We start from the raw sequence: 26,819 nt of genomic DNA, 5'->3' as shown, positions 1-26,819 counted from the left end.
CCATGACCGAATCGAACCCCGAGAGCGAGCCCGCCCACGACCCGGAGGTGCTCCAGCTGGCGGCCCAGGTCTTCGACCTGGCCAGGCAGGGCGACACCGACAGGCTCGCCGCCTATGTGGACGCGGGCGTCCCGGCCAACCTCACCAACGACAAGGGCGATTCCCTGCTCATGCTCGCGGCCTACCACGGCCACCCCGCGACGGTGTCGGCCCTGCTCGAGCGCGGCGCCGACCCCAATCGGGTGAACGAGCGGGGTCAGACCCCCATCGCCGGGGCCGCGTTCAAGGGCGAGGCGGAGGTGCTGAGGGTGCTGTTGGCCAAGGGCGCCGATCCGCGCGCCGGATCGCCCTCGGCCGTCGAGACGGCGCGGATGTTCGGGCGGGAGGATCTGCTCGCGCTGTTCCAGGCCGTCCCGGGCGCGGGGCAGTGACCGCCGCCCCGGGCACGGAGTACTGACCGTCGGCCCGGACGCGGGGCGTTGACCGCCAACCCGCCCTTGACCGTTCAAAAAGTGAAGCGCGAGACTTCATTCAGACCGTGAGTTAAGCGATGAAACCAGTCGGCGTCAAGAGTGGCCGCGTCCGGTAGGTTCGGGCAGGGGGAAGGAGCCCGATGGGTCAGATGAACCGACGGACCGTCCGCGACCTGCGGCGCGGCAACCGCTCGACGCTGCTGCGCCAGCTGTACTTCCGGGGCCCGGTGAGCCGTCAGGAGCTGGGGACGCTCACCGGGCTCAGCTCCGGTTCGGTCAGCAATGTCGTCGGCGAACTGCTCGCCGACGAACTGGTCGAGGAGGCCGGGTCCGTCGAGTCCGACGGCGGCCGCCCCCGCACGCTGCTGCGGGTCAGACCGGGCGGCGGCCATCTCATCGGGGTCGACGTCGGCGAGACCCACGTCCGCGTGGAGCTGTTCGACCTCGCGCTGACCGAACTGGCCCGGTGGGAGCATCCGCTGACGCCCGGAGGGCTGGAGCGGGATCCGGAGCCGGTCGTCGGCCACATCCTGACCGGCCTCGACGCCGTCGTCGACAAGAGCGGTGCCGCGCCCGAGGCGGTCATCGGCGTCGGGGTCGGCGTCCCCGGCGTCGTCGAACAGGGGGAGGAGATCCTGGTCCACGGCCCGACCGCCGGGCGGGACGCGGTGCCCCTGGAGCGGCTGCTCCGCAGCGGCACCGAACTGCCGCTGTTCATCGACAACGGCGCCACCGCGCAGGGGCAGGCCGAGATGTGGTTCGGGGCGGGCCGCGGCGCGGACAACGCGGTGATCGCGCTGATCGGCTCCGGCGTCGGCGCGGCCATCGTGACCGCCGGGGTGCCGTACCGGGGCGCGACCAGCAGCGCGGGGGAGTGGGGGCACACGGTCGTCCAGGTCGGCGGGCGCACCTGCCGATGCGGTGCGGTCGGCTGTCTGGAGGCGTACGTCGGGGCACAGGCGGTGCTCGAACGCTACGGGCACGGGGCGCGCGGAGCCGCTAAGGGCGGTGCGGACGGTGCGGGCGCTGGCGGTACGGGCGGCTCGGACGGAGCCGTCGGGAGCGGTGCGGGCGAGAGTGGTGCGGGCGACGCGGACGGTGGCGGGGAGGACCAGCAGGCCGCCTTCGCCGCGATCGTGGGGGCCGCCGGGAGCGAGGCCAGGGCGCGCGAGGTGCTGGAGGAGACCGCCGCCTACCTCGGCGCGGGCATCGCCGACCTGATCAACCTCTTCAACCCCGAGCGGATCATCCTCGGCGGCTGGGCCGGACTGCTCCTCGGCGGCCGGGTCCTCCCCAGGATCCGGGCCGCCACCGCCTCCTACGCGCTGTGCAGGCCGTACGCCCAGACCGAGATCGGGCTGGCCGAACTGGGGCCCGATGCCGTGGCGCTGGGCGCTGCCACGCTTCCGCTGGCGCACTTCCTCGCCACCGGCGGGGCGCGCTGAGGGTTCGACTTCTGTCGGTTCAGGGGGAGTTGGGTCGGACCCCGTCTCAAATTCTTTGACGCAAGCAGGTCCAGACCTATTGACATGCATCGAACAGGGCTGGACATTGTGTCTCCCCGGAGGTGACCGATGACGGCCAAGGCCCGGACAGCCCAGCCCTCGCTGCGCACCACCGTGCGCGATCCACGGCGCGGCAGCCGCTCCTCGCTGCTGTGGACGCTGTATCTGCACGCCCCGCTCAGCCGCCAGGAGCTCGTCCGCCGTACGGGGGTCGGCGCCACCACCGCGAGCGCGGTCATCGACGAACTGATCGCCGAGGGCGTCGTCAAGGAAGAGCCCGTCGCCGGAGACCTGGTCGCCCAACACGCCGTCGCCCACGACCTCGTCACGGACGCGCAACCGCCCCGGCTGCGGCTGGCCTCCGAGCACCGCTACGTCATCGGCGTGGAGGTCGCCGATACCCGCGTCCGCGTCGGGCTGTTCGACCTCGCCCTCACCCAACGCGCCGGAGCCGTCCACCCGTTACCCGCCGGGCCTCCCCCCGAGCACGGCGCTGAGACCGCCGCCCGCCACATCCTGACCTTCCTGGACGCCGTCGTCGAGGAAGCCGGAATCCCCCACGGGCACATCCTCGGCGTCGGTGTCGGCGTTTCGGCCACCGGCTGGGACGGCGCCCCCCTGGAGCGGCTGCTGCGCACCGGCACCGCACTGCCCCTGCACATCGACAACGGCGCGGAGGCCCTGGGCCGGGCCGAGATGTGGTTCGGCGCCGGACGCGGCCTCCAGCACGCTGTCGTCGCGCTCATCGGCTCCGGTGTCTCCGCGAGCGTCATCACCCATGGCTCCCCCTACCGGGGCGCCACCGACAGCGCGGGCCAATGGGGCCACACCACCGTCCAGGCCGGTGGCCGCAGCTGCCGGTGCGGCGCCCGCGGCTGCCTGGAGGCGTACATCGGCGCCGACGCGGTCCTGGAGCGTTACCGCCAGGCCCGGCGTGGCCGCTTCACCCCCGGCGCCGACCGGGAGTCCGCGTTCGCCGTGCTGCTCGCGGCGGCCGACACCTCGTCCGCCGCGCAGCGTGTCCTGGAGGAGGCGGCGGTGTACTTGGGCGCCGGAATCGCCAATCTCGTCAACCTCTTCAACCCCCAGCGGATCATCCTCGGCGGCTGGGCCGGGCTGATGTTCGGCGCCCGCATGCTGCCGCGGATCCGCGAGACGATCGCCGCGCAGGCGCTGCGCAGACCGTACGCGCAGACCGACATCGAGCTCTGCGGGCTCGGCCCCCACGCCGTGGCGCTCGGCGCCGCCGCCCTGCCCCTGCGCCACTTCCTGACCGACGGCGCGCACCGCCCCGCCACCACCCCGCGAAGAGCGCTGACGCGCGCGGCTCCCACCACCCGCATGTCCGTGCCATAGCGCCCGTCGACCCCGGCCCCCAACCGCCGGACACCTACCTTCCCCCCCACCGGACCGGCACCCACCGGTCCCATCCCCCACACAGGAAGGCACCACCGTTCCATGAGAAGTACGCTGCGCAACACGATGATCGGTCTGCTCTCCGCGACCGCGCTCGCCGCCACTCCCTGGCTCACCGCTCCGGCCACGGCCACCACGGACGCCCCCCAGAAGAAGGCCGCCGCCGAATTCACCGACAACTTCGACGGCGCGGCGGGCAGCGCGGTCGACGGCTCCAAGTGGGGCCTGGAGACCGGCGACAACGTCAACAACCACGAGCGGCAGTACTACACCGACGGCAACAAGAACGCGGCGCTGGACGGCAACGGCAACCTCGTCATCACCGCGCGCAAGGAGAACCCCGCCAACTACAACTGCTGGTACGGCCAGTGTGAGTACACCTCGGCCCGCCTGAACACCTCCCAGAAGTTCACCACCGCCTCCGGCCATGTCGAGGCCCGGATGAAGGTGCCGCAGGGCCAGGGCATGTGGCCCGCCTTCTGGATGCTCGGCGATGACATCGGCAGCGCGGGCTGGCCCAACTGCGGCGAGATAGACATCATGGAGAACGTGGGCTTCGAGCCCAGCACCGTCCACGGCACCCTCCACGGGCCCGGCTACTCCGGCGAGGGCGGCATCGGCGCCGGGTACACCCTGCCCAACGGCGCCAAGTTCTCCGATGACTTCCACACCTTCGCCATCGACTGGTCGCCCAACAAGATCACCTGGTCCGTCGACGGCAACGTCTACCAGACCCGCACGCCCTCGGACCTCAACGGCAACCGCTGGGTCTTCGACCACCCCTTCTACATCATCCTCAACCTGGCCGTCGGCGGTTACTGGCCCGGCGACCCGGATGGCAGCACCTCCTTCCCGCAGCAGCTGGTCGTCGACTACGTCAAGGTGACGGGCGGCAGCTGACGCCCGCGGCCGATGCGGAAGCCCGCGGAGCGGTGTCCTCGCCGGTGTCATCAGCAGGGGCGGACCGCCTCCGAGACCACCACGACGAGGGCTTCCACATCGGCACCACCACGCACCGCACATCGTTGTGGGCCCGCCCCGTGCCGGGCCGCCCGCATCACTGAGCCCCCGGCCCGAGCCGGTCCGTAGTGCGTGGGCACCAGGGCGGGGGTACGGCTGGTCCGGGTGCACCAGGGGAAGACGGGGGCGGGGGACGATGCCCGGCGGGGCGGCGGAGGGAAGTGTTGGGGGCGCGCGAATTCCGCGCGCCGAGCAGGCAGCGCATGTGCTCGCGGCCTTGCTCGTCACCCGACGACGAACAGGACATCCATGTCCCAAGCTGTGGTTCCCCCGCCCCCGGTCCGCATCGAGAGGCTGTCGATCGGTGCCCTCGGCATCCTGGCGCTCGCCCTCGGCACCCTGCAGACCGTGGTGGATCCCGCGCTCCCGCTGCTGCAACGTGAGTTGGGGGTCAGCCCGGGCGAAGGGGCGCTGGTCTCCAACGCGGTGCTCATCACCGGCGCCGCCGTCGCACCCGTCGCGGGCAAACTCGGCGACCGCTACGGCGGGAAGCAGGTGCTGGTGCGGCTGATGGCCGTGGTCTCGGCCGGTGGTCTGCTGGCCGCTCTGGCGCCGAACCTGCCGGTGTTGCTGCTCGGTCAGATACTGCAGGGCGCCATGGTGGGTGCGCTGCCCCTCTCCTTCATCCTGGTGCGCAAGCACCTCCCCGCAGGGGAGTCACAGCTGGGGATCGGGCTGGTCATGGCGCTGTTCACGGGCGGCGGCATGGTGGGAACGCTGACGGCCGGGCCGATCGCGGAGGCGCTTTCCTGGCATGGGATGTTCGCACTGCCGACGATCGCGATCATCGCGATGACGCTGGCCGTGGCCCGGTTGATGCCGCATGATCCGCCGATCGAAGCGGAGTACCGGATCGACTGGCCCGGTGTGGTGCTGCTGAGCGGCGCACTGCTGGCGTTCATGCTCGGGCTCGTGAGGGCGACGGGCGACGACGGTCTGCCGCCGCTCGCGGTCGGGGCACTCGCGGTGGTCGTGGCTGCCCTGGCGACCGGATGGGTCGCCGTCGAGCGCCGGGCGGCCTCGCCGATGGTCGATCTGCGCATGCTGGCCAAGCCCGCGATATGGCATGCGTGCATGCTCACGATCGTCATCACCACCAGTTTCGGGATGGTGAGCTTTCTGCTTCCGCAGCTGTTCGGGGTGGAGGGCGACGGGTACGGCTTCGGGGCCGACACCACCGACATCGGACTGTTCCTGCTGCCCGGCGCCATCGCGGGGGCGGTGAGCGATTCGGTCGGCGGGATCACGGCCCGGCGCTTCGGCCTGCGCGCCGTGCTCCTCGTGGGCGCCGTCGTCACGGCGGCCACGATGATCGCCCTGGTGTCGCTGCACGCCGCGGAGTGGCAACTCGTCCTCGCGAAGGCCCTGGCCGCGATGGCCGCGGGCGTAGGCACCACGGCGTTGCTCACCGGCGCCGCCACCGCCGTCGAAACCAAGGACACCGGCATCGCCACCAGCCTGCTCGTGGTGACACGCGTGATCGGCGTCGCCCTGGGCGTCCAGATCGCCGCCGGGATCCTCGACGCCGGGGCCGATCCGACGACCGGCCTGCCATCCGAATCGGCCTTCGTCACGGGTTTCGCCGTCGCCGGGCTCGTCGCGGCCCTGTCACCGCTCGTCGTCCGCGTCACGAAGACCAGCATCACGAAGAAGGGGGCCCGGGCATGACGGCGAACGGTCTGTCGACGGCGGTGAGTACTCCTGGGAAGCGCAGCGTTCTGATCTCCGGCGCCAGTATCGCCGGACCCGCGCTGGCGTACTGGCTGCACCGGTCCGGATGCGCGGTCACCGTGGTGGAGAAGGCGGGCGCACTGCGCGACGGTGGCTATCCGATCGACATCCGCGGCACCGCGATCGAGGTGGTACGGCGGATGGGGATACTGCCGCGGCTGCGGGACGCGCACATCGACACGCGTCGCTACACCTTCCTCAACGCCGACGGCGGCGAAGTGGCCTCGCTCAACGCGCACGCCGCCGCGGGTGGTGGCGGGGGCCAGGACCTCGAGGTGCGGCGTGGGGATCTGGCCGCCGCCCTCTACGGAAAGGTCCGCGACGACGTGGAATTCCTGTTCGGCGACTCCATCGACACCCTCGACCAGTCCGGACCGGGGGTCGACGTGACGTTCCACAGCGGGCAACGGCGCACATTCGACCTGGTGGTCGGCGCCGACGGTATGCACTCACCCACCCGGGAGCCCCTGTTCGGTCCCGAAGAGCGGTTCCACCGCTACCTCGGCTACTGCTTCGCCATATTCACCGTGCCGAACACCTTCGGGCTCTCCCACGAGCTCATGCTGTGGAACACCCCGGGGAAGGCCGCGGCCCTCTACGCCGCCGGGGGCAACGCCGAGCTGCACGCCTTCCTCACCTTCCACCAGCCAGAACCGCCGTTCACCGCGCTCCGGAACCCCGACGCCCAGCGGGACCTGGTCGCCACGGTCTTCGCGGGCGCGGGATGGGAGGTCCCCGGCATGGTCGACGCCATGCGTGACGCGGATGACCTGTTCTTCGACACGGCCGGTCAGATCCGCATGCCCCACTGGTCCAGCGGCCGGGTCGCGCTCGTCGGCGACGCAGCGTACGCACCCTCGTTCCTCACCGGACAGGGCTCGAGCCTCGCGCTGGTCGGTGCCTATATGCTCGCCAACGCCCTGGCCGCGCACCGGGACCACACCGCGGCCTTCGCCGCCTACGAGCGCGGCGTCCGCGAGTTCGTCGCCCTGAACCAGGCACTGGTCGACAACGGTGCGGCCACGCTCTTCCCCACCACGGCGCGGGCCCTGGAGCAACGCGACACCATGCTGCGCGGCCTCGTCACCATGCCCTCCGCGACGGCACGACCGGCCCACTCGGCGCTGGCGCTGCCCGCGTTCGCCCCGTTGCCGTGATCCGTTGGCGTGACGCGGCTACGACGGGCCGCCGGTCCCGCCGTCGGGTGCGGCGGCGTGGGCCAGGCCCGTCTGGTAGGCGATGACCACGAGTTGCGCCCGGTCGCGTGCCTCCAGCTTCGTCATCGCGCGCTGCACATGGGCGCGGACGGTGAACGGGCTGAGGAACATCCGATCGGCGATCTCCTGGTTGGACAGGCCGGTCGCGACCAGGGCCACCATCTCGCGCTCGCGCGGGGTGAGCACGGCGAGCCGTTCGGGGTGGTGCGGCGGGTCATCCGGTGTGGCCAGGAAACGGGTGACCAGGGAGCGGGTCGCGGCGGGGGACAGGAGGGTGTCGCCGTCGGCGATCGTACGCACGGCGTCCAGCAGGTCCTCGGCCCCGATCCCCTTGCCGATGAAGCCACCGGCCCCAGCGCGCAGCGCCTGGGCGACGTACTCGTCGGTCTCGTACGTGGTGAGGATCAGGATGCGGCTGGTCCGCAGTTCCGGGTCCGCGCAGATCTCCGACGTGGCGGTGAGGCCGTCCACCCCGGGCATGCGGATGTCCATGACCACCACATCCGGGCGCAGCTCCCGGCTGAGTCTCACCGCCTCCCTGCCGTCGGAGGCCTCGCCGACCACGGTGATGTCGTCGGCGGAATCGAGGAGCATCCGGAAGGCACCGCGCAGCAGGGCCTGATCGTCGGCGAGCAGTACCGTGAGCGTCACGGCGCATCCCCGGCCTCTCCGCCGCCCGTGCGGGCTTCTCCGCCGCCCGTGCGGGCTGTCGTCCCGTCAGCGCTCGGCGTGGTGTCCTTGGCGGGTGGGAGGGGCAGTCGGGCGGAGACGAGGAAGCCGCCCTCGGGGCGGCTGCCCGCGGAGAGGTGTCCCCCGACCGCGGTGGCGCGTTCACGCATCCCGATCAGACCGTAACCGGGCGGACGGTCCGGCACCGTGGACGCATTCGGTCGCCTGGCCGTACCCCGTCCCGTGGACACACCCCGTCCCGTGGACGTGGTCGGCGCCGTACGGGCGCCCCCTCCGCCGTCGGCCACGGTGATGGTCACCCGATCGCGGTTCCAGACGAGGCGCACCAGGGCGCTATCGGTACCGGCGTGCTTGGTCACGTTGGTCAGGGCCTCCTGGACGATGCGGTAGGCGGTGAGGTCCACGCCCGGCGGCAGCGGCCTGGCCGTGCCCTCCTGGCGCACCGACACCTCCAGACCCGCGCGGCGGAACGACGCGAGGAGCGTGGGGAGTTGGGCCAGCCCGGGCGCCGGTTCCGCGGGCGCGTCCGCGTCCCCGGACTGACGCAGCAGACCGACCGTGGCCCGCAGTTCGTCGAGCGCGTCGCTGGTGGTCTCGACGAGCTCGTTCAGGCTCTTGCGGGTCTGCTCCGGGCGGGCGTCGAAGAGGTGGGCGGCGACCGTGGCCTGGGCGTTGGCCAGGGTGATCTGACTGGCCACGAGGTCGTGCAACTCCCGGGCGATGCGCGCCCGTTCCTCGCCCACCCTCCGGCGCGCCTCGCTGTCCCGGCTCTTCTCGGCCTGCCGGGCCCGCTCCTCCACGGCCGCCAGATAGGCCCGCCGGTTCCGTACCGAATGCCCGAGTACGCCCGCCACCAGCGGGAACGCCGCCACCGCGGCCACCCGGCTCGCGTCCTTCCCCGAGAGCGCCCCGAACAGGGGGGTGGAGGCGACCAGCAGCGCCACCGAGATGAGCGACACCGCGCCCACCGCGCGCCGTTCGGTGCGCGCGGTGAGCGAGTAGGAGTAGGCGGTGATCCCGGTGGGGGCCACGATGAGCGGGCTCAGCAGCAGGCCCAAGGGCGGCACCAGCACACCGCTCGCGGTCGCGACCGCCATGGCGGCCAGCGGCGCCCGGTGCCGCACCGGCAGCACGGCACAGGACACCACGGCGAGGACATAGGCGGCGACGGGCGGGGGTGACAGCGTGCTGCCGTCCTCCTCCACCACGCCGCCGAGCAGACAGAGCGCGAACGCCGTCGCCGCGAGCGCTCCCTCCCGCCACCATCTGGCGCGTGGCCGCGGGCCACCGCCACCCGTGGTCGTCATGGCGGGCTCAGTCCCGGCCGACGGGAAGCCGCGGCACCGTGGCGTCCGGCACCGCCGCGTTCGGCCCCGTTGCGGACGCCGGGACGTGCCCGCTCAGCTTCTCACCCTCGATGTCCACATTCGGCAGCACACGGTTCAGGATACGAGGCAGCCACCAGGCCCGGTGGCCGAGCAGCGCCATGACCGCGGGTGCGATCGCCATCCGTACCACGAAGGCGTCGAAGGCGACGGCGGCGGCCAGACCGACGCCCATCGTCTGGATGGTCGGGCTGCTCATCCCGATGAATCCGGCGAACACGCTGATCATGATGATCGCCGCCGCGGCCACCACGCGTCCGCTGTGCCGGAAACCGCTCACGATCGCCTCGCCGGGGGACGCGCCGTGGACGTACGCCTCCCGCATCCGGGTGAGGAGGAAGACCTCGTAGTCCATGGCGAGGCCGAACACGATCCCGATGATGAGGATCGGCATCAGCGACATGACCGGTCCGGTCTGCTCGATGCCGATCAGGTCCGCCGCCCAGCCCCACTGGAAGACGGCGACGAGGACGCCGAAGGCGGCACCCACCGACAGCAGGAAGCCGAGCGCGGCCTTGACCGGGACCAGGACCGAGCGGAAGACCACCGTCAGCAGCAGCACCGCCAGGCCGATGACCACGGTCAGATAGGGGATGAGGGCGTCGGACATGGCTTCGGAGATGTCGATGTTCATCGCGGTGGTGCCGGTCACCAGGACGCGGGCGCCCGTATCGGCTTCGACGCCGGAGACCGCGCCGCGGATCGCGTGCACCAGGTCCTTGGTCTCGCCGCTGTTCGGCGCGGTCCGCGGGACGGCGGTGAGGACGGCCGTGTCCTTGGCCCTGCTGAGAACCGGATCACCGACCGACGCTACCCCCTCCACTCCCCGTACGGTCTTGGCGACCAGGTCCGCGGTGGCCCGGGTGTCCCCGGGCTCCGAAGTGTCCACGACCACGGTCAACGGGCCGTTGAAGCCGGGGCCGAAGCCCTCTGACAGCAGGTCGTAGGCGCGGCGCTGGGTGGTCTCCACCGACTTCGACTCGTCCCCGGGCAGGCCGAGTTCAAGGCTCAGCGCCGGTACGGCGACGGCGCCGAGACCGAGTCCGGCGATCAGCAGCACGGGCACCGGGCGGCGCAGCACGAACCGCGCCCAGCGGGTGCCGATGCGCTTCGCTGGGCTTGCCGCGATGCGCTGCCGGTCGGCGCGGGACAGCCCCCTTCCCCGAGCTCGCGGCTTCGCTCGAGCAGGGGATACCCCGTTGGACACCCCCTTGCCGAAGAAGCCGAACAGCGCGGGGACCAGGGTCAGTGCGACGAGTACGGCGAGGGCCACGGCGCCCGCGCCGCCCAGGCCCATCTTGGTGAGTTCGGGGATGCCGACGACCCCCAGCCCGACCAGCGCGATGAAGACGGTCGCACCGGCGAACACCACCGCGGATCCGGCCGTGCCCACCGCCCGGCCCGCGGCCTCCTCCGGCTCGCCGCCCTGGGCGCGCTCGTCGCGGAAGCGGGAGGTGATGAAGAGCGCGTAGTCGATGCCGACCGCCAGCCCCAGCATCAGCGCCAGGATCGCCACGGTGGACGTCAGGCCCAGCGGCACGGCCAGCGCGGAGACCAGGCCGAAGGCGATGGCCACGCCCACGAAGGCGGTCAGCAGCGAGAGCCCGGCCGCGACCAGCGACCCGAGGGCGAGGACCAGCACCACCGCCGCCACCGCCACGCCGACGATCTCCGTCGTACCGCCCGGCTCCTCCTCCGCGTCCAGGGCCGAGCCGCCGATCTCCACGGTCAGCCCCGCGTCCCCGGCCCGGCTCGCCGCGTCCTCGAGGGCGCTCTTCGTCGTCCTGGTCAGGTCGACGGCGTCCGCGGTGTAGGTGATCGTGGAGTAGGCGATGGTGCCGTCCTCGCTGACGGCGCCGGTCTCATAGGGGTCGGTGGCCGACGCGACCTGATCGCCCCCGCCCAGCGAGCCGAGCGTGTCCTCGACGGCCGCCTTGTTCTCCCTGGCCGTCACCCGCTGCCCGTCCGGGGCCCGGAACACCAAACGGGCCTCGGCGCCCTGGGAGTTGCCCTGCGGGAAGCGCTCGTCCAGCAGGTCGAACGCCCTCTGTGACTCGGTGCCGGGCATGGAGAGGTCCTCTTCCTCTCCGGACGGCGCCATGGCGGCCGCGGCGATGGCCAGCACCAGGACACCCAGCCACAGACCACCCACGAGTCGGCGCCGCCGGAAGGCCCACCGTCCGATCCGGTAAAGAAATATCGCCACCTGTTGATCACTCCAGACACACCGCTAGGCAAGGGGGAACGCGCGAGATTCACGCGCCTCCCACACTCGCCTCCGGCGCCCCACCGGGGCATCGTCCCCCGCCGCCGACTTCCCCTGGTGCACCCGGACCAGCCCCGCGTCTGTCCTGGTGCCTCCGCACTACAGACCCCGGCCCGCTGGCGGCCGTACGGGAGCGTGGTGCGCCGCGTAGCCTCGGCTCATGGACACCTCTTGCACCACGGCGGCGGCGCGGACCTGTGACCGGATCGAGGCCGGGGACGCGGAGATCCGGGCCTTTGTGCCCGAGCCCGGGCGGCGGGAGCGGCTGGCGCGTGAGGCGCGGACGGCGGATGAGCGGTGGGGGGATCCGGACGGGCGGCCGCCGCTGTACGGCGTCATGGTGGGCGTGAAGGACATCGTGCATGTCGAGGGGGTGCCCACGCACGCCGGGTCGGACGTTCCCGCCGAGGCGCTGGCCGGGGCGGAGGCGTCGCTCGTCGGGCGGCTGCGGGAGGCGGGGGCGCTGGTGGCGGGCAAGACCGTCACCGCCGAGTTCGCCGTGACGGCGCCGGGGCCCACGCGCAATCCGCACCATCTCGGCCACACCCCGGGCGGCTCCAGCAGTGGTTCGGCGGCGGCCGTGGCGGCGGGCGTGGTGCCGCTCGCGGTCGGGACCCAGACGATCGGCTCGATGATCCGCCCGGCGGCCTACTGCGGGGTCGTCGGCTTCAAGCCGACCCACGGCCGTATCCCCGCCGACGGTGTGATCCCCAACGCCCCGACCTTCGACACCGTGGGTCTCTTCGCCCCCGACGTGGCGGGCCTCACCCCGGCGGCGGCCGTGCTGTGTGACGGATGGCGGCCGTCCCAAGAGGCCGGCGAGGGCCGTGAGGGCGGTGAGGCGGCGGGGCGGCGGCCGGTGCTCGGCGTTCCGCTCGGACCGTATCTCGAACGTGCCGACGGCGAGGCCAGGAGCTCCTTCGAGGAGCGCGTGGGGCGCCTGGACGCCGCCGGATTCACCGTCCGCCGGGTGGACTTCCCCGACGACTTCGAACGGGTCGTGGCGGAGCAGCGGGTGATCGGCCGTTATGAGCTGGCCCGGACCCACGCCGTATGGTTCCCGCGCCACGGCGAGCGGTACCGCGAGCAGACCGCCCGGGCGATCAGGGAGGGGCAGCGGATGAGCCGTGACGCGTACGCCGCGGCCCTGCGCGCCCGTGCCGAGTTCCGCGAGTTGCTGGTGGCCGCCATGGACCGGGACGGCATCGATCTGTGGATCACCCCGGCGGCCACGGGCCCCGCGCCGTACGGCCTGGAGAGCACCGGCGACTCGGTGATGAGCCTCCCCTGGAGCTATGCGGGAGCCCCCGCCCTGGCGCTGCCCGCGGGCCGGGCGGCCAACTCCCTTCCGCTGGGCGTGCAGTGCGTGACCAGGCCGGGAGCGGACGAGCGGCTGCTGGGATGGGCGCCTGATGTGGAGTCGGTCCTCGTTGGGACGTCCGCACCCCTATGATGGGCATCCACCCCCGTGTACGGAGTTGGGGACGAGATGACTGCCACATGGTGGCTTATGCAAGGTGAGGCCGCAGTCGGCGAGTTACGCCAGTACGGGGTCGACCAGCCGGTTTTTCTGTGCCACTTCACGCCGGGCCCGGCGTGGGAGACCGTCCGGGCGCAGTTCGAGGCGTGGTCCGCGCTGCGCGGGCAGGACCCCGACGGAAGCCGTACCGCCCGGGTCATCCGGTCCATCATGGATCTCGGGCTGCGGCTGGTCCCCACCGACGACAGTCCGTCGATGGCGCTGTTCACCGAATGCATCCTGCGCATCGACGGCCACACCGCCCGGCTGCGCTACTGACCGGCCGCCGGTCCGAGCGAGCCGGCTCGAGCTGCGGGAGCGTCCACGCCGCCCTATCGTGGTAAGCGTCGTGGCGCCGGAGACCAGGCGCGTGGCATGGTCAGGGGATCGAGTGCATGCCGGACCATGAAGTCTATGACTACGTGATCGTCGGTGCGGGATCAGCGGGCAGCGTCGTGACCCGCCGCCTGATAGAGCGCACGGACGCCACCGTTCTGGTTCTCGAGTCCGGAGGCCCGGGCCACGGCGAGATGGTGTCGAATCCGTCGCTGTGGGTGGAGAACATCGGCTCCGAATACGACTACGGCTACGCATACGAGCCGCACCCCGCGACCAACAACCGCGTTCACGCCCTGGCCCGCGGCAAGCTGCTGGGCGGCTCAGGCGGCATCAACGCGCTGGTGTGGACGCGCGGTCACCGCGCCGATTACGACGCCTGGGCGGCGGCCGGGAACACCGGCTGGGACTACGAATCCTTGCTGCCGCTGTTCAAGCGGAGCGAGGACTGGGAGGACGGCGCGACACCACTGCGCGGCGCCGGCGGACCCATCCGCGTCGAGCGCGCGAGGAACCTCCATCCGGTCGCCCAGGCGCTGATCGACTCCGGCCGGTCCATCGGCATGCCCTATCTGGACGACATCACCACCGCGGCGCCGGAGGGCGTGGGTCCCGTCACACTGAACATCCGGGACGGGCGACGCGTGAACCCGTGGGACGCCTATGCCGAACGGGTTCTCGACAGCCCGCGGCTGCGGGTGCTGACGGGGGCGGACGTCCACCGCTTGACCATCGTGGGTGACCGGTGCACCGGTGTGGAGTACGTCCGGGACGGCCTGCCAGCCACGGCCGGTGCCAGGGAAGAGACCGTGCTCTGCGCCGGGGCGATCGACACACCGCGCCTGCTGTTGCGCTCCGGCATCGGTCCGTCGGCCGAGCTGGCCGCCGCGGATATCGACACCGTGGTCAACTCGCCGGGTGTGGGACGAAATCTCCAGGAGCACATGATCCTGGGCGGGCTCGCGTTCGAGCCGTATGAACCCCTCGGGCCGTTGAACAACAACCTGGAGGGAAGCGTCGCCTTCACCAGGTCCCGCCCCGATCTGGACCGGCCGGACCTCATGATCGTCGCGCCGCAGATTCCTCTGGTGTCGCCCGAGATCGAGGAGATCTACCGCCCCCCGCCGGACAGTTTCTGTATCTCTCCCGGACTCTCCGCCCCGCGAAGCAGGGGCTATCTGCGGATCCATACCGGCGACCGACTAGAGATCCAGCCGCACTTCCTGCGGGAACGGGCCGACCTCGACGCACTGGTCGACGCCGTCGGACTCGGTGCGGAGATCGCCTCACGGCCGGCCTACCGAGCGTTGATCCGGCGCTGGGTGGCGCCGGCACGTCCTCTCAGCGGGTCGGACGCGGCGGATTTCGTCCGCGACGCCGCGATGCCCTATATGCATCCGGCAGGGACATGCGCTCTGGGTTCGGTGGTCGATCCGGACTTGCGCCTGCGAGGCGTTGACCGCGTTCGCGTCGCCGATGCCTCGGTCATGCCCACCATCGTCACCTCGTACATCCACGCGACCGCGGTCATGATCGGCGAGTTCGCCGCCGACCGGTTGGCCGGCTGACTCCACCGCCTCGCGCGGCGGCCGGTAGCGTGCCTCCATGGACATCGGTGATGTGGTCGAGGACTTCGAACTGCCGGATGAGAGCGGCACCGTCCGTTCGCTCAGCGGGCTGCTGGCGGACGGTCCGGTGGTGCTGTTCTTCTATCCGGCGGCCTTCACCCCCGGCTGTACCAAACAGGCGTGCCACTTCCGGGACATCGCGGCCGAGTTCAAGGAGCTCGGTGCCCAGCCGGTCGGGGTCAGTGCCGATTCGGTCGAGAAACAGGCGGAGTTCGCCCACGCGTACTCCTTCGGCTATCCGCTGCTGTCGGATCCGGAGGGGACCGTGCGGGAGCGGTTCGGGGTGAAGCGCGGGATCGCGGTGGTGCCGACCAAGCGGGTCACCTTTGTGATCGACACCGATCGCAAGGTGCTGGAGATCGTTAAGAGCGAGTTCAGGATGGGCGTACACGCGGACCGGGCGCTTGAGGCGCTGCGCGCCAGAAACGGGTAGGAGGTCCCGTATGACGGGCACGGCCCGGGGCCGTTCCTGGCGACCGGCCCCGGGCCGTACGACGTACGACGGTCAGCTCAGCCGAGAGAAGGTGAGCGCGAACTCGGCGGGGGCCGCGTCCAGGCGGTGCTCGTCCAGCACCCCGGGGCCGCAGGACTGGCTGCCGATGCCCTGCTGTCCGTGGTCCAGGTTCACCCACACCGTCTCGTTCGACGGCTCGAGATCCGGTGTGTGCTCGGCCGCGTCGAGCTGTTCGGTGGTCCAGCGGCGCGCGGTGAACCAGAAGGGCGGCTCGCCCTCGATCCGCACCCCCGATCCATCGGGCGCGGTCAGCCGCGCCCAGCGGACGTCGATCCGGGCGCCGTTCTCCTGCGGACGGACGTACGGCGTCTGGAGCTCGTCCACCGGCAGCGCCCACCGCCCCAGCCGCGCGGCGGCGCGGGTGTCCGGGTACGCCTCGCCGGGGCCGCCGCCGAACCACTCGGCGTGGCCCAGCGCCGCCGGGACCCCGAGCCGCAGCCCCAGGCGCGGCAGCGGGAAGGTCCACTCGCCGAGCGGGGTGACGGAGACCGCCAGGCTCAGCCGTCCGTCCGCGTCGGCGGTCCAGCGGTAGACCGTCTCCAGGCCGATGTCCACGGCGGCGGGCGCGACGCGGGTACGGACGGTCAGGGCACCGTCCGGCGTCGTCTCCACCGCGTCCGTGCGGTGCCGCATCCGGTGCAGTCCGAACTGGCGCCAGATCAGCCCCCAGCGCTCGTCCGGCTGCCAGGACGCGCCGTTGTCGTTGTCCGTGGGTGCGCGCCAGACGTCCAGCCGCGGCGGTTCGGTCAGCGGCAGCCCGCCGAGCGAGGTCAGGGCGCCGGTGGCCGCGTCGAAGACGCCCGGGCCGAGCACGATCCGGTCGCCGTCGCGTCGCGGCGCCGCCCCGGAGGCGAGGGCGCGTGCCCGACCGGTGCCTGGTGCGGCGGCCGGGAGCTGGGCCCAGGCCACCGGATGGCCCGCCTCGGCCCACGCCGTCGCCGCCGCCAGCCGCGCCTCGACCGTCCACCACGCCTCCGCCCCCGCCGTGGCGTCGGGCGGCGAAGGGAGCTTCACCACGGCGGACTCGCCCGGGGGCAGCGGCGGCACCGCCAGCTCACCCGAGCCGATCGCCTCCCCCTCGGCCTCATAGGTCCAGCAGAAGACGAGGTGGGACAGGTCGGCGAAGTCATGGCCGTTGGTGATCCGCACCGTGCCGTCGGCCCCGTCGCCCTCGATCCGCACCGGCTCGATGACCTTCTTGTACTCGATCAGACCGGGGGAGGGGGTGCGGTCGGGGAAGACCAGCCCGTCGCACACGAAGTTCCCGTCGTGCAGCTCCTCGCCGAAGTCCCCGCCGTAGACGTGGTGGAAGCGGCCGTCGGGGGCGCGCCGGGTGAAGCCGTGGTCGATCCACTCCCAGACGAAACCGCCCTGGCAGCGCTCATGCTCCTGGAACAGCCGCTGGTACTCGCCCAGCCCGCCCGGACCGTTGCCCATGGCGTGGGCGTACTCGCACTCGATGAACGGCAGCGCCCGGCGCCTCGCGTCCAGCTCCGGATCGCCCCACGGCGGTTCGGAGCGCCGGCCGATCTGGTCGACCTCCTCGTGCGGCGCGTACATCCGCGAGTAGACGTCCGTGTCCGCGCAGGACAGGTCGCCCTCGTAGTGGATCACCCGGGACGGGTCGCGCTCCCGGATCCAGCCGGCCATGGCGGACAGCCCGCGCCCGGTCCCGCACTCATTGCCCAGCGACCACATCACCACGGACGGGTGGTTCTTGTCGCGCTCGACCATTCGCTCGGCGCGGTCGAGCAGCGCCGGGGTCCAGCGGTCGTCGTCCACCGGGTTGTTCCGCCAGCCCAGGAGGCCGAAGCCATGGGTCTCCAGATCGCATTCGTCGATGACCCACAGCCCCAGCTCGTCGCAGAGCCCGAGGAAGGCCGGATGCGGCGGATAGTGGCTGGTGCGCACGGCGTTGATGTTGTGCCGCTTCATCAGCACCAGATCGCGGCGCATGGTGGCCAGGTCCACCGCCCGCCCGTGCTCCGGGTGGAACTCATGCCGGTTGACGCCGCGGAAGAGCACCCTACGGCCGTTGACCTTGAGCAGCCCGTCCTCGACCACCACGGTGCGGAAGCCCACCCGCAGCGGGACGCTCTCGCCCACGGTGGTCAGCCGCGCCTCGTACAGCCGGGGCGTCTCCGCCGTCCACGGCTCGACGGGGACGGTGGCGCTCTCCCCGGTGGCCAGGTCGAGTCCCAGCTCGGGCACGGTGACCCGGCCGCCGGGGTCGGAGTCGATCCGCAGCGTGCCCTGGCCGGTGGTGTGGTCGTACGAGGCGTGGACGAAGTAGTCCTCCAGCGAGCCCTCGGGCCGGTGCTCGAGCGTCACCTCGCGGAAGATCCCGGGCAGCCACCACTGGTCCTGGTCCTCGAGGTAGCTCCCGGAGGACCACTGGTGGACGCGTACGGCCAGGACGTTGCCCGACGGCCGGAGCACGCCCCCGACCGCGAACTCGTGTGGCAGTCGGCTGCCCTTGAAGGTGCCGAGCTCCTCGCCGTTGAGCCAGACCCGGGCGCAGGACTCGACGCCCTCGAAGCGCAGGACCGCGTCCCCGCCGTCCGGCCAGTCGCCGGGCAGGTCGAAGACGCGCAGATGGTCGCCGGTCGGGTTCTCGTCGGGCACGCGCGGCGGATCCACCGGGAAGGGATAGCGCACATTGGTGTAGATCGGCGCCCCGTGGCCGTGCAGCACCCAGTGGGCGGGCACCGGGAGCTCGTGCCAGCCGCGGGCGTCGTAGCCGGGGCGGGCGAAGGAGTCGTCCTCGGCGGTGGCGGTCGGCGACAGCCGGAACGACCACGTTCCGTTCAGGCTCAGCCGCGCGGCGTCGGAGGACGGGGTCCAGGGGCGGGGCGGCAGCGCTCCCGCGCCGGGGGAGACGTCCTCGTAGTAGGGCAGTGGCGTGTGCTGCGTGGAGCTCATCGACTCTCCTCGGTCGCCTTCCTTGGCGTGCTGGTGCGGCGGCTCTTCGGGCCCGTCCTCGGGCCCGTCCTCAGGCCCACCGACGCGAGCGAGCCCTCCAGGGCGAAGGTCGCCGCGCCGAGGCTCACCGGGTTGGACGGGATCGGGCACAGCACGATCTCGGTGTTCGCCAGCGGGCGGCGCAGCGCGCGCACCGCCACCGCCTCGCGCACCTCGGCGAGCAGCGGCTCACCGAGGGCGGCCGCCACCCAGCTGCTGAGCACGATCACTTCCGGGTTGAGCAGGTTGATCAGATCGGCGAGCGCGGCGCCGAGATAGCGCGCGGTGGCCCGCACGACCTTCTCGGCCACCGGGTCGCCGTCGGCGAGGCCCCGGCCGATGGCCTCGATGGTGGCCGTCTGGTCCTCCGGGTGCAGCAGCGGGCTGTCCGGGCTCAGCTCGTGGAGGTTGCGCATGATGCCGGGGGCGCCGACATAGGTCTCCACACAACCCTGGTTGCCGCAGTGGCACTGCCGTCCGTCCAGGATGAGGGTGGTGTGCCCCCACTCCCCGGCGCTGTTGCTGACCCCGCGGTGCAGGGCGCCGCCGAGCGCGAGACCGGCGCCCACGCCCGTACCGAGGTTGACCACCACGGCGTCGTTCCGCCCGCGCGCCGCGCCGAACCACTGCTCGGCCACGGTGCAGGCGCGCAGCGGATTGTCGAGGTGGAGCGGGTACGGGAGGTGGTCGGCCAGCAGCCGCAGCAGCGGGACGTCATGCCAGTCCCAGTTGGCGGCGAAGACCGAGACCCCGCCCTCGCGGTCCACCTGGCCCGGCATGCTGACGCCGACGCCGAGCACCCGGTCCGCGGCCACGTCCGCCCGCTCGACCACCGAGGACACGGCGGCGGCGATGTGTGCCACCACCTCGGCAGGGTCGTTCTCCCCCGGGCGCAACTCCTCGTCGGCGCGGGCCAGGACGGTCAGCGCCAGGTCGAACAGCTCGACATGGACGTACGTCTCCGCCACATCCACACCGATCAGCGCACCGCCCGAGGAGTTGACCGCGAGCAGTCCGCGCGGTCGGCCGCCGTCGGAGTCCTCGTAGCCGACCTCGACCAGCATCCCGAGGTCGAGCAGCTGCCCGACGAGATTCGCCACGGTGGCCGGGCTCAGCTCGGTGGCGGCGGCCAACTCCCGCCGGGAGACGGGGGATCGGGCGACGATATGGCGCAGCACCCGGTAGCGGTTGGCGGTGCGTATGTCGCGGGACGTGCGCCTCACACCGGAATCCCCTCCGTGCGGGCCGCGGGCGGGCGCCGCTGTGTCGCGGATGCCGCCGTGTCACGGGCGCCGCCGTGTCGCTGTGTCGTGGATGCCGCGCCAGGCTAGGGCGTGGGCCGGACCATGGACAACCCCTTCGACCAACCCTTGTACGAAGCGTTGGGGAGTGGGCCGGGAGCGGGACGGGTCGGCCGGGCGGGACCCCTCGTGCGAGAGCCGGGCGGAAGGCTCAATCCGTCGTGAGCACCGCGCGGACCACGGGCCCGGCCGCGTCCCCGCCGTGGCCACCGCCGGTGACCACGGCGGCGGCCGCCACATCGTTCCGGTAGGCGGTGAACCAGGCGTTGGTCTTGGGCTGGCCGTCGATCTCGGCCGAGCCGGTCTTCGCCCCGATGTCGCCGGTGAGCCCGGACATCGCCCGGGCGGCGGTGCCGCTGGTGGCGGTCAGCCGCATCATGGCCTTCAGTTGCGCGACGGTGGCCGGGCCGAGGCCGCGGTCGCTGGTGGCGATCTTCCGGTGGTCGACCGAGCGCGGCACCAGGACGGGCTGTCTGAAGGTGCCCGTCCGGGCCGTGGCCGCGACCGAGGCCATGGTGAGCGGGTTCATCTGGACCGTGCCCTGGCCGATCATGGCCGCGGCCTTGTCATCACCGCTTCCGTCCGGCACCTCGCCGTCGAAGGTGGTGACCCCCACCCGCCAGTCAAGACCCAGCCCGAACACGCTCCGCGCCTCCTGGGCCAGCGCGCCATCGGGCACGGCCCCGGCGAGCGAGACGAACGCGGTGTTGCAGGATGCCGCGAAGTCCTGGGCGAAGGTGGCGGCGGGGTTCTCGCTGTTCTCCACGTTGTGGAACGGCATGCCCTGCGCGTACGCGGCCGTCTTCGGACACGGCACCAGGTGGCCGGGGCTCACCGTGCCCGCCTCCAGCAGAGTGGCCGCGGTGACTATCTTGAACGTGGACCCCGGCGCCGTCTGCCCCTGCAGCGCGGCGTTGAACTCGGCCTGGTCGGAGTTGGCCACCGCCAGGATCTCCCCGGTGCTGGGCCTGAGCGCCACCACGGAGGCGCCGTCGCGCGCGGCCACCGCCTTCTCCGCGCTCTGCTGCACCCCGGCGTCCAGGGTGGTGCGCAGCGTGCCCGGGGTGCCGTTGGCCACCACGTGGAGCGTGGCTCCGGCGGTCCCGTCGGGCTTGACCGCGGAGACCTCGATCCGGGCCGTGCCACCCGCGTCCGCCCCGTACCGCGCGCGCAGCGCGATCAGCACCGGGTCGAGCGAGGGATGGCGGCCCTGCCGCAGCTCCTCGCCGTCCCGATCCAGCACCCGGACCGGCGGATTGTCCGCCAGATCCGTCCGTACGGACTCATTGGCGCCCAGCTTGGGGTGGAGTACGGAGGACTCCCAGTCGACCAGCGGCTTCTTGGTCGTCCGGCCGCGCACCACGGTCAGCCGTGAGGTGTAGGTCCAGCTGGACCGGGCCTTGCCGAAGACCACGTCGGCCTTGATGGTGAACGGGATGGTGGTGCCCCGTGCCGCGCCCGGGGTGGCGATCACCTTCTTCACATGCCCGTCGCCGCGATAGGCACTGAGGGCGCCGATGGCCGACTCGGCGTCGTTGGTGAGCCCGGCGGCGAGCATGTCATTGCCGTCCGCCCACGCGTCCAGGAACTCCCGCGCGGTCCGCCGGGCCTCGTCCCCGGTCACCGGACCGTCGTGGGCCGCGGTGGTGTCGCCGCCGGTCACGCCCGCGTAGAGGTTGTACCCGCCGTAGCCGACGACCCCCAGGAGCCCCACTGACAGCGCCCCTAAGACGACCTTCCCCACGGCCCGCATGGCGTCCCCCGATTTTCATCTGTGGTCGGCCGGTTTCACCTTCGTGGGTGGCGCGGGCCGCTGCGCGCATCGCCCCGTGCCGCTCAGGCGGCCTTTTCCACCTCGCCGCGCAGCGCCCGTGTGTAGATCTTCAGCAACCGGCTGTACTCGGCCCGCTCCGAAGGCAGCAGCGGTCGCCCCGCCCGGGCCCGCAGAAAGCCGCGTATCGCCTCGTTGGCCTGGTCGGTGGCAGGGGTGGTCAGTAAGGCGGGTTGATGAGTAGGAGTCGGACGCATGACCACAAGAGTAGAGGCCCCTACCGACAACGGCATCGGCGTAAACCGCCCAACAGTGGTGTTACCGGCGGTATGTGAGGAAGACCGCATCCCCCGTGCAGGTGTTCCGCTCGATGTCCCCATGGCATATGCCCCGCCGCGATAGGGGATATGCCTCCCGGTCCGCTCTGGCGCTACATCAGCTCTGGTCGCTCTGACCAGCGGATTCCGGCCCGGTGAGGATCACTTCGAGGGTGCGGGGGCCGTGGACGCCCTCCACGCGGTCGAGTTCGATGTCGCTGGTCGCGGACGGGCCCGAGATCCAGGTCAACGGGCGTGCCGGGTCGAGCCGTTCCAGCGCCTCGGGAACCGAGTCCACGACCTGATCGGTGACGCGGATCACACAGATGTGGTGATCGGGCACCAGGGTGATGCGGCGACGGCCCTGGTCGGGGGCGGCGTCCAGGACCACCGTGCCCGTCTCGGCGATGGCCACCGCGCAGCCCGTCACCACGCTGGAGACCGCGTCCAGGTCGTGCGGGGTCAGCTCCGCCGTGTCCGGAACCCGGCGCACCGCGTCGGGGACGGCGGAGAGCCACGCTTCGGGGAGGCCCGGGGGCACCACCACGCTGGTCGCGCCGCGGTCGGCGAGGAGGCGGGCGATCAGGGCCGGGAGGGACGACGGGGCGTCGGCACGGTGGACGATCGCGCGGTAGTCGGCCAGGTTCTCCGCGAGGAGGTCCACGGTCCGGGCGGCGTTGCGGTCGCCGTGGACGCGGTGGTACGAGCGCTCGACCGGCACCTCGTCGGGCGTCTCGGCGCGCGGCACATCGGCCAGGGCGCGGCGGATACGGGCCATGACCAGGGCCCGCGAGCCCAGGCCCTGGGCGCTGGGGCTTTGGGCGCTGGCGCCTTGGGTGCCGGGGTCTCGCGGGGTCATGTGGTCGTCTTCCTTCCCTCCGTGCCGCTCCCGGCGCCGCTCCCGCCCCCGGTACGCCGCCACCAGTCGCGGAACGACTCCTCAGGCACCTTCGGCAGTTCCCGCGTATCGCTCCACGCCCGCCCCGGACCGGGCAGCCGCCGCGGATGGAAGCGGCGGGTGCGGGAGGCCAGCTGCTGGCCGGTGCGCAGCAGCCGGGGGTGGTCCAGGGCCCAGCGGGCGGCGCGCATCGCGGCGCGCTCGGCGGCGTGGCCCTTGGCGGGCTTGATGACCGTACGGGTGCCACGGACGGAGGCGGGGCCGCCCTCGACCACCCGCTCGCGCAGATGGACCAGGATCTCCGGGATGTCGATCGCGACCGGGCACACCTCGTAGCACGCCCCGCACAGGGACGAGGCATACGGGAGCGAGGCATCCAGCTCGCTCTGGGTGCCGCGCAGTTGGGGCGTGAGGATCGCGCCGATCGGGCCCGGATACGCCGATCCGTACGCATGGCCGCCCGCCCGCTCGTACACCGGGCACACATTGAGACACGCCGAGCAGCGGATGCAGCGCAGCGCCTGCCGCCCCACGGTGTCCGCGAGGGTGTCGGTGCGGCCGTTGTCGAGGAGGACGAGGTGGAAGGTGCGCGGGCCGTCGGCGTCCGTGGTGCCGGTCCAGGTGGAGGTGTACGGGTTCATCCGCTCGGCGGTCGAGGAGCGCGGCAGCAGCTGGAGGAAGACCTCCAGGTCCTGGAAGGTGGGGACCACCTTCTCGATGCCCACGACGGAGATCAGCGTCTCGGGGAGGGTCAGACACATCCGGCCGTTGCCCTCGGACTCCACGACCACCAGCGTGCCGCTCTCCGCGACCATGAAGTTGGCGCCGGAGATCCCCACCTTGGCGTTCAGGAACTTCTCGCGCAGGTGCAGCCGCGCGGCCTCGGCGAGGTCGGCGGGCGCGTCGGTCAGCCCCTCCGGGGCCGGACGGCCCCACTGGGCCATCCGCTCCGTGAAGATGTCGCGGATCTCGCCCCGGTTGCGGTGGATCGCCGGGACCAGGATGTGCGACGGGAGGTCGTCGCCGAGCTGCACGATCAGCTCGGCGAGATCGGTCTCGTACGCGGTGATCCCGGCCGTGGCGAGCGCGCCGTTCAGACCGATCTCCTGCGTGGCCATCGACTTGACCTTGACGACCTCGCGCTCGCCCGTGGCCCGTACCAGCTCGGTGACGATCCGGTTCGCCTCGTCCGCGTCCGCCGCCCAGTGCACCTGGCCGCCCGCCGCCGTGACCGCGCTCTCCAACCGCTCCAGATACTGGTCGAGATGGCGCAGCGTACGGTCCTTGATGGCCGCGCCCGCGGCGCGCAGCCGCGACCAGTCGTCCAGTTCGGCCACGGCCGTGGCGCGCTTGGCGCGGATGATATGGGTGGCGTGGCGGAGGTTGGCGCGCAGCTGGGTGTTCCGGGTCGAGGCGTCCGCCGCCCGCGGGAAGGCGGGCATCCCCAGATAGGTGGCCTGATGGGTTCCGCTCACCAGACGTCTCCTTCCGTGCTGGCCAGGATCTCGGCGAGGTGGACGGGACGGACCGTGGAGCCCTGGCGGGCGAGCGTGCCGCCGATGTGCAGCTGACAGGAGTTGTCGAGCGTGCACACCGCCTCGGCGCCGGTCGCCGTGATGTTGCGCGCCTTGTCCGCCCCCATCGCCGCCGATACGGCCGCGTTCTTGACGGCGAACGTACCGCCGAAGCCACAGCACTCCTCGGCGCCCGGCAGCTCCACCAGGTCCAGCCCCCGCACGGCCGCGAGGAGCGAGCGCGGGCGGTCGCCGAGCTTCAGCATCCGCAGCCCGTGGCAGGTGGGGTGGTAGGTCACGGTGTGCGGGTAGTACGCGCCGACATCCGTGACCTTCAGGACGTCCGTGAGGAATTCGGTGAGCTCGTACGTCTTGGGGACCGCCTCGGCCGCCGCGTCCGCGAGCTCCTGGCCCCGCCCCTCGGCGGCGGCCTTCGCGCCCATCCGGGGATAGTTGTCCCGCACCATCGCCGCGCAGGACCCCGAGGGGGTCACCACGTATTCGTAGTCGCGGAACGCCATGGCGTAGCGGCGCATCAGCGGTTCTGTCTCATGGCGGTAGCCGGTGTTGAACTGCGGCTGCCCGCAGCAGCTCTGTGCCTCCGGGAAGCCGACGTCCACGCCGAGCCGCCGCAGGAGGGCGACCACGGCCTGGCCGGTGCGCGGATAGAGGGTGTCGTTGACGCAGGTGATGAAGAGCGCTACGCGCACGGTTCCTCCTCGTCGCCCTGGCCGGTGGCGGCCTTTCGCTGGCCGGTGGCGGCCCCGGTGACCGGTGGGTCTCCGAGCCGGGCCGCTGCCCGGTCCCACGCCGAATGATCACCTGTTGGCTCATACTGCCTCAGTGGCTGGGTGCTGTGAAGCAGGGCGCGCAACTCGGGCAGCCCACCGGTGATCGCCCCGGCCGCCCTGGCCTGCACCAGTACGTTTCCCAGGGCCGCAGCCTCGGCCGGGCCCGCGATCACGGGGAGGCCGCAGGCGTCGGCGGTGAGCTGGCACAACAGCGCGTTGTGCACACCACCGCCGACGATGTGCACGGCGCTGACCGTACGGCCGGACAGCCGGGTGGCGTCCTCGATCGCGCGGCGGTGGGCCAGGGCGAGGGAGTCCAGGACGCAGCGGGTGGTCTCGGCGGGGGTGCGGGGCGCGGGCTGGCCGGTGCGGCGGCAGGCGTCAGCGATGCGGTCGGGCATGTGGTGGGGGGCGATGAAGGCGGGGTCGCCCGCGTCCACGACGGAGCGGAGGGGGGTGGCGCGGGCCGCGGCCTGGAGGAGGGCGGTGAGGCCGGTGCTGCCCGTGCCGCCTGTGTGGGTGTGCTCGGTGTCCCAGGTGCGGACGCACTCCTGGAGCATCCACAGCCCCATGATGTTGCGCAGATAGCGGACCGTGCCGTCCACGCCCAGCTCATTGGTGAAGTTGGCCGCGCGGCTCTCCTCCGTGAGCACCGGCGCGTCCAGCTCCAGCCCGGCGAGGGACCAGGTGCCGGTGGCGATGTACGCGAAGTCGGGCGTGGTGGCGGGGACGCCCACGACGGCGGACGCGGTGTCGTGCGAGCCGACGGCGGTCACGGGGAGGGCGCGGGTGAGGCCCGTCTCGGCCAGAACGTCCTGGCGCAGGGTTCCGGCCGGGTCGCCGGGGTGGCGCAGCGGCGGGAAGAGCGACAGGTCGATGCCCGCCGCCTCGGCCACCGGGGTGGCCCAGCCGCGGGTGCGGGGGTCGATCAGCTGGGTGGTGGAGGCGTTGGTCAGTTCGGTGCCGAGCTCGCCGGTCAGCCAGTACGAGATGAGGTCGGGGATGAGGAGGAGGCGGTGGGCGGCGGCGAGGGCGGACGTGCCCTGCGCCGCGATGAGCTGGTAGAGGGTGTTGAAGGGGAGGCGCTGGATGCCGGTGGCGGAGTAGAGGGCCCGGGGCGTGAGCGCGACCCTTTCGGCGGCGCCGTCGGTGCGGGTGTCGCGGTAGTGGACGGGGTTGGCGAGCAGGGTGCCGTCGGCCGCGAGCAGGCCGTAGTCCACGGCCCAGGTGTCGATGCCGACGCTGGTCAGGGTGGCGCCCGTATGGACGGCGGCTGCCTTGAGGCCGTTCAGGACGCCCTGGTGCAGGGAGAGGATGTCCCAGTGCAGGGTGCCCAGGACGCGGGTTGGGTGGTTGGGGAAGCGGTGCGCCTCGTGGAGGTCCAGCCGGTCGGGGGCGACCTCCCCGACGATGACGCGGCCGCTGGAGGCACCGAGGTCTACGGCGGCGAAGCGGTGTTCTCTGGTGGACACGTGGACCTCGTGGTGGGGTGCGTGGTGGTTGCTGTGGTTCGTACGGGGCGGGGGCCGGGGCCGGGGCCTCCGGGGCGGGGCCCTGGACCGTATA

Annotated in this window: 21 protein-coding genes; 10 read left to right on the top strand and 11 right to left on the bottom strand. The window is 72.2% G+C overall.

Annotated elements, in window-relative coordinates; translation table 11 throughout:
- Positions 1-2 precede the first annotated feature (2 nt).
- The 6 genes from VT50_RS09380 to VT50_RS09355 all read left to right on the top strand — a co-directional run bounded on the left by VT50_RS09380 (position 3) and on the right by VT50_RS09355 (position 7,302).
- Entirely contained in the window at positions 3-431 is a 429-nt protein-coding gene (locus VT50_RS09380; protein WP_046089577.1) for an ankyrin repeat domain-containing protein, read from the top strand.
- A 182-nt stretch (positions 432-613) separates the two neighbouring features.
- Positions 614-1,918: an ROK family transcriptional regulator gene (locus VT50_RS09375; RefSeq protein WP_046089578.1), complete on the top strand. Its 1,305-nt coding sequence runs from the start codon at positions 614-616 to the stop codon at positions 1,916-1,918.
- Between the two features lie 129 nt (positions 1,919-2,047).
- Positions 2,048-3,334, top strand: a complete 1,287-nt coding sequence (locus tag VT50_RS09370; RefSeq protein WP_046089579.1) for an ROK family protein — start codon at positions 2,048-2,050, stop codon at positions 3,332-3,334.
- A gap of 102 nt (positions 3,335-3,436) precedes the next feature.
- Complete coding sequence (locus VT50_RS09365; protein ID WP_046089580.1) at positions 3,437-4,294, top strand: glycoside hydrolase family 16 protein; 858 nt, start codon at positions 3,437-3,439, stop codon at positions 4,292-4,294.
- A gap of 369 nt (positions 4,295-4,663) precedes the next feature.
- Positions 4,664-6,082: an MFS transporter gene (locus VT50_RS09360; protein ID WP_046089581.1), complete on the top strand. Its 1,419-nt coding sequence runs from the start codon at positions 4,664-4,666 to the stop codon at positions 6,080-6,082.
- A complete protein-coding gene (locus VT50_RS09355) occupies positions 6,079-7,302 on the top strand; it encodes an FAD-dependent monooxygenase (protein WP_046089582.1) in 1,224 nt (407 codons plus the stop codon). Before VT50_RS09360 ends, VT50_RS09355 begins: the two co-directional genes overlap by 4 nt.
- 18 nt (positions 7,303-7,320) lie before the next feature.
- Here the strand turns inward: VT50_RS09355 and VT50_RS09350 are convergent, their stop codons facing one another.
- The 3 genes from VT50_RS09350 to VT50_RS09340 are packed head-to-tail and all read right to left on the bottom strand — an operon-like array spanning position 7,321 to position 11,643.
- Positions 7,321-8,013 carry a response regulator transcription factor gene (locus VT50_RS09350; protein WP_046089583.1) on the bottom strand — a complete coding sequence of 231 codons (693 nt, stop codon included), beginning with the start codon at positions 8,011-8,013 and terminating at the stop codon, positions 7,321-7,323.
- On the bottom strand, positions 8,010-9,359 hold the full coding sequence (locus VT50_RS09345; RefSeq protein WP_046089584.1) for a sensor histidine kinase: 1,350 nt from the start codon (positions 9,357-9,359) through the stop codon (positions 8,010-8,012). The genes VT50_RS09350 and VT50_RS09345 overlap by 4 nt, the downstream gene beginning before the upstream one ends.
- 7 nt (positions 9,360-9,366) lie before the next feature.
- On the bottom strand, positions 9,367-11,643 hold the full coding sequence (locus VT50_RS09340) for an MMPL family transporter (RefSeq protein ID WP_046089585.1): 2,277 nt from the start codon (positions 11,641-11,643) through the stop codon (positions 9,367-9,369).
- A gap of 220 nt (positions 11,644-11,863) precedes the next feature.
- Between VT50_RS09340 and VT50_RS09335 the strand changes: the two genes are divergently transcribed.
- The 4 genes from VT50_RS09335 (at position 11,864) to VT50_RS09320 (ending at position 15,619) form a co-directional block, all read left to right on the top strand.
- On the top strand, positions 11,864-13,156 hold the full coding sequence (locus VT50_RS09335; protein WP_046089586.1) for an amidase family protein: 1,293 nt from the start codon (positions 11,864-11,866) through the stop codon (positions 13,154-13,156).
- Between the two features lie 36 nt (positions 13,157-13,192).
- Positions 13,193-13,501 (top strand): hypothetical protein, encoded by a 309-nt coding sequence (locus tag VT50_RS09330; RefSeq protein ID WP_046089587.1) that lies wholly within the window; start codon positions 13,193-13,195, stop codon positions 13,499-13,501.
- 116 nt (positions 13,502-13,617) lie between these two features.
- Entirely contained in the window at positions 13,618-15,126 is a 1,509-nt protein-coding gene (locus VT50_RS09325; protein WP_046089588.1) for a GMC family oxidoreductase, read from the top strand.
- A gap of 37 nt (positions 15,127-15,163) precedes the next feature.
- Positions 15,164-15,619, top strand: coding sequence for a peroxiredoxin (locus tag VT50_RS09320; RefSeq protein ID WP_046089589.1), 456 nt, complete (start codon positions 15,164-15,166; stop codon positions 15,617-15,619).
- 72 nt (positions 15,620-15,691) lie between these two features.
- Here VT50_RS09320 and VT50_RS09315 read toward each other — a convergent pair whose 3' ends face one another.
- The 8 genes from VT50_RS09315 to VT50_RS09280 form a co-directional block, all read right to left on the bottom strand.
- Positions 15,692-18,622 (bottom strand): glycoside hydrolase family 2 TIM barrel-domain containing protein, encoded by a 2,931-nt coding sequence (locus tag VT50_RS09315; protein ID WP_046089590.1) that lies wholly within the window; start codon positions 18,620-18,622, stop codon positions 15,692-15,694.
- Positions 18,619-19,884 (bottom strand): ROK family transcriptional regulator, encoded by a 1,266-nt coding sequence (locus VT50_RS09310; protein WP_046089591.1) that lies wholly within the window; start codon positions 19,882-19,884, stop codon positions 18,619-18,621. Before VT50_RS09310 ends, VT50_RS09315 begins: the two co-directional genes overlap by 4 nt.
- Before the next feature lie 229 nt (positions 19,885-20,113).
- Entirely contained in the window at positions 20,114-21,715 is a 1,602-nt protein-coding gene (locus tag VT50_RS09305; RefSeq protein ID WP_046089592.1) for a penicillin-binding transpeptidase domain-containing protein, read from the bottom strand.
- An 83-nt stretch (positions 21,716-21,798) separates the two neighbouring features.
- Positions 21,799-21,990 (bottom strand): hypothetical protein, encoded by a 192-nt coding sequence (locus tag VT50_RS09300; RefSeq protein WP_075200515.1) that lies wholly within the window; start codon positions 21,988-21,990, stop codon positions 21,799-21,801.
- Between the two features lie 178 nt (positions 21,991-22,168).
- Positions 22,169-22,909, bottom strand: coding sequence for a LutC/YkgG family protein (locus VT50_RS09295; protein WP_420822181.1), 741 nt, complete (start codon positions 22,907-22,909; stop codon positions 22,169-22,171).
- Positions 22,906-24,390 carry a lactate utilization protein B gene (locus VT50_RS09290; protein ID WP_046089604.1) on the bottom strand — a complete coding sequence of 495 codons (1,485 nt, stop codon included), beginning with the start codon at positions 24,388-24,390 and terminating at the stop codon, positions 22,906-22,908. The genes VT50_RS09295 and VT50_RS09290 overlap by 4 nt, the downstream gene beginning before the upstream one ends.
- A 29-nt stretch (positions 24,391-24,419) precedes the next feature.
- Positions 24,420-25,172 (bottom strand): (Fe-S)-binding protein, encoded by a 753-nt coding sequence (locus VT50_RS09285; protein WP_046089593.1) that lies wholly within the window; start codon positions 25,170-25,172, stop codon positions 24,420-24,422.
- Positions 25,163-26,725, bottom strand: coding sequence for a rhamnulokinase (locus VT50_RS09280; protein ID WP_046089594.1), 1,563 nt, complete (start codon positions 26,723-26,725; stop codon positions 25,163-25,165). The genes VT50_RS09285 and VT50_RS09280 overlap by 10 nt, the downstream gene beginning before the upstream one ends.
- Positions 26,726-26,819 lie beyond the last annotated feature (94 nt).

It is taken from the genome of Streptomyces antioxidans (assembly GCF_000968685.2).
Classification (GTDB): Bacteria; Actinomycetota; Actinomycetes; order Streptomycetales; family Streptomycetaceae; genus Streptomyces; species Streptomyces antioxidans.
Note: the sequence above shows the minus strand (reverse complement) of the source record. Positions and strands in the feature narration are given on the sequence as shown.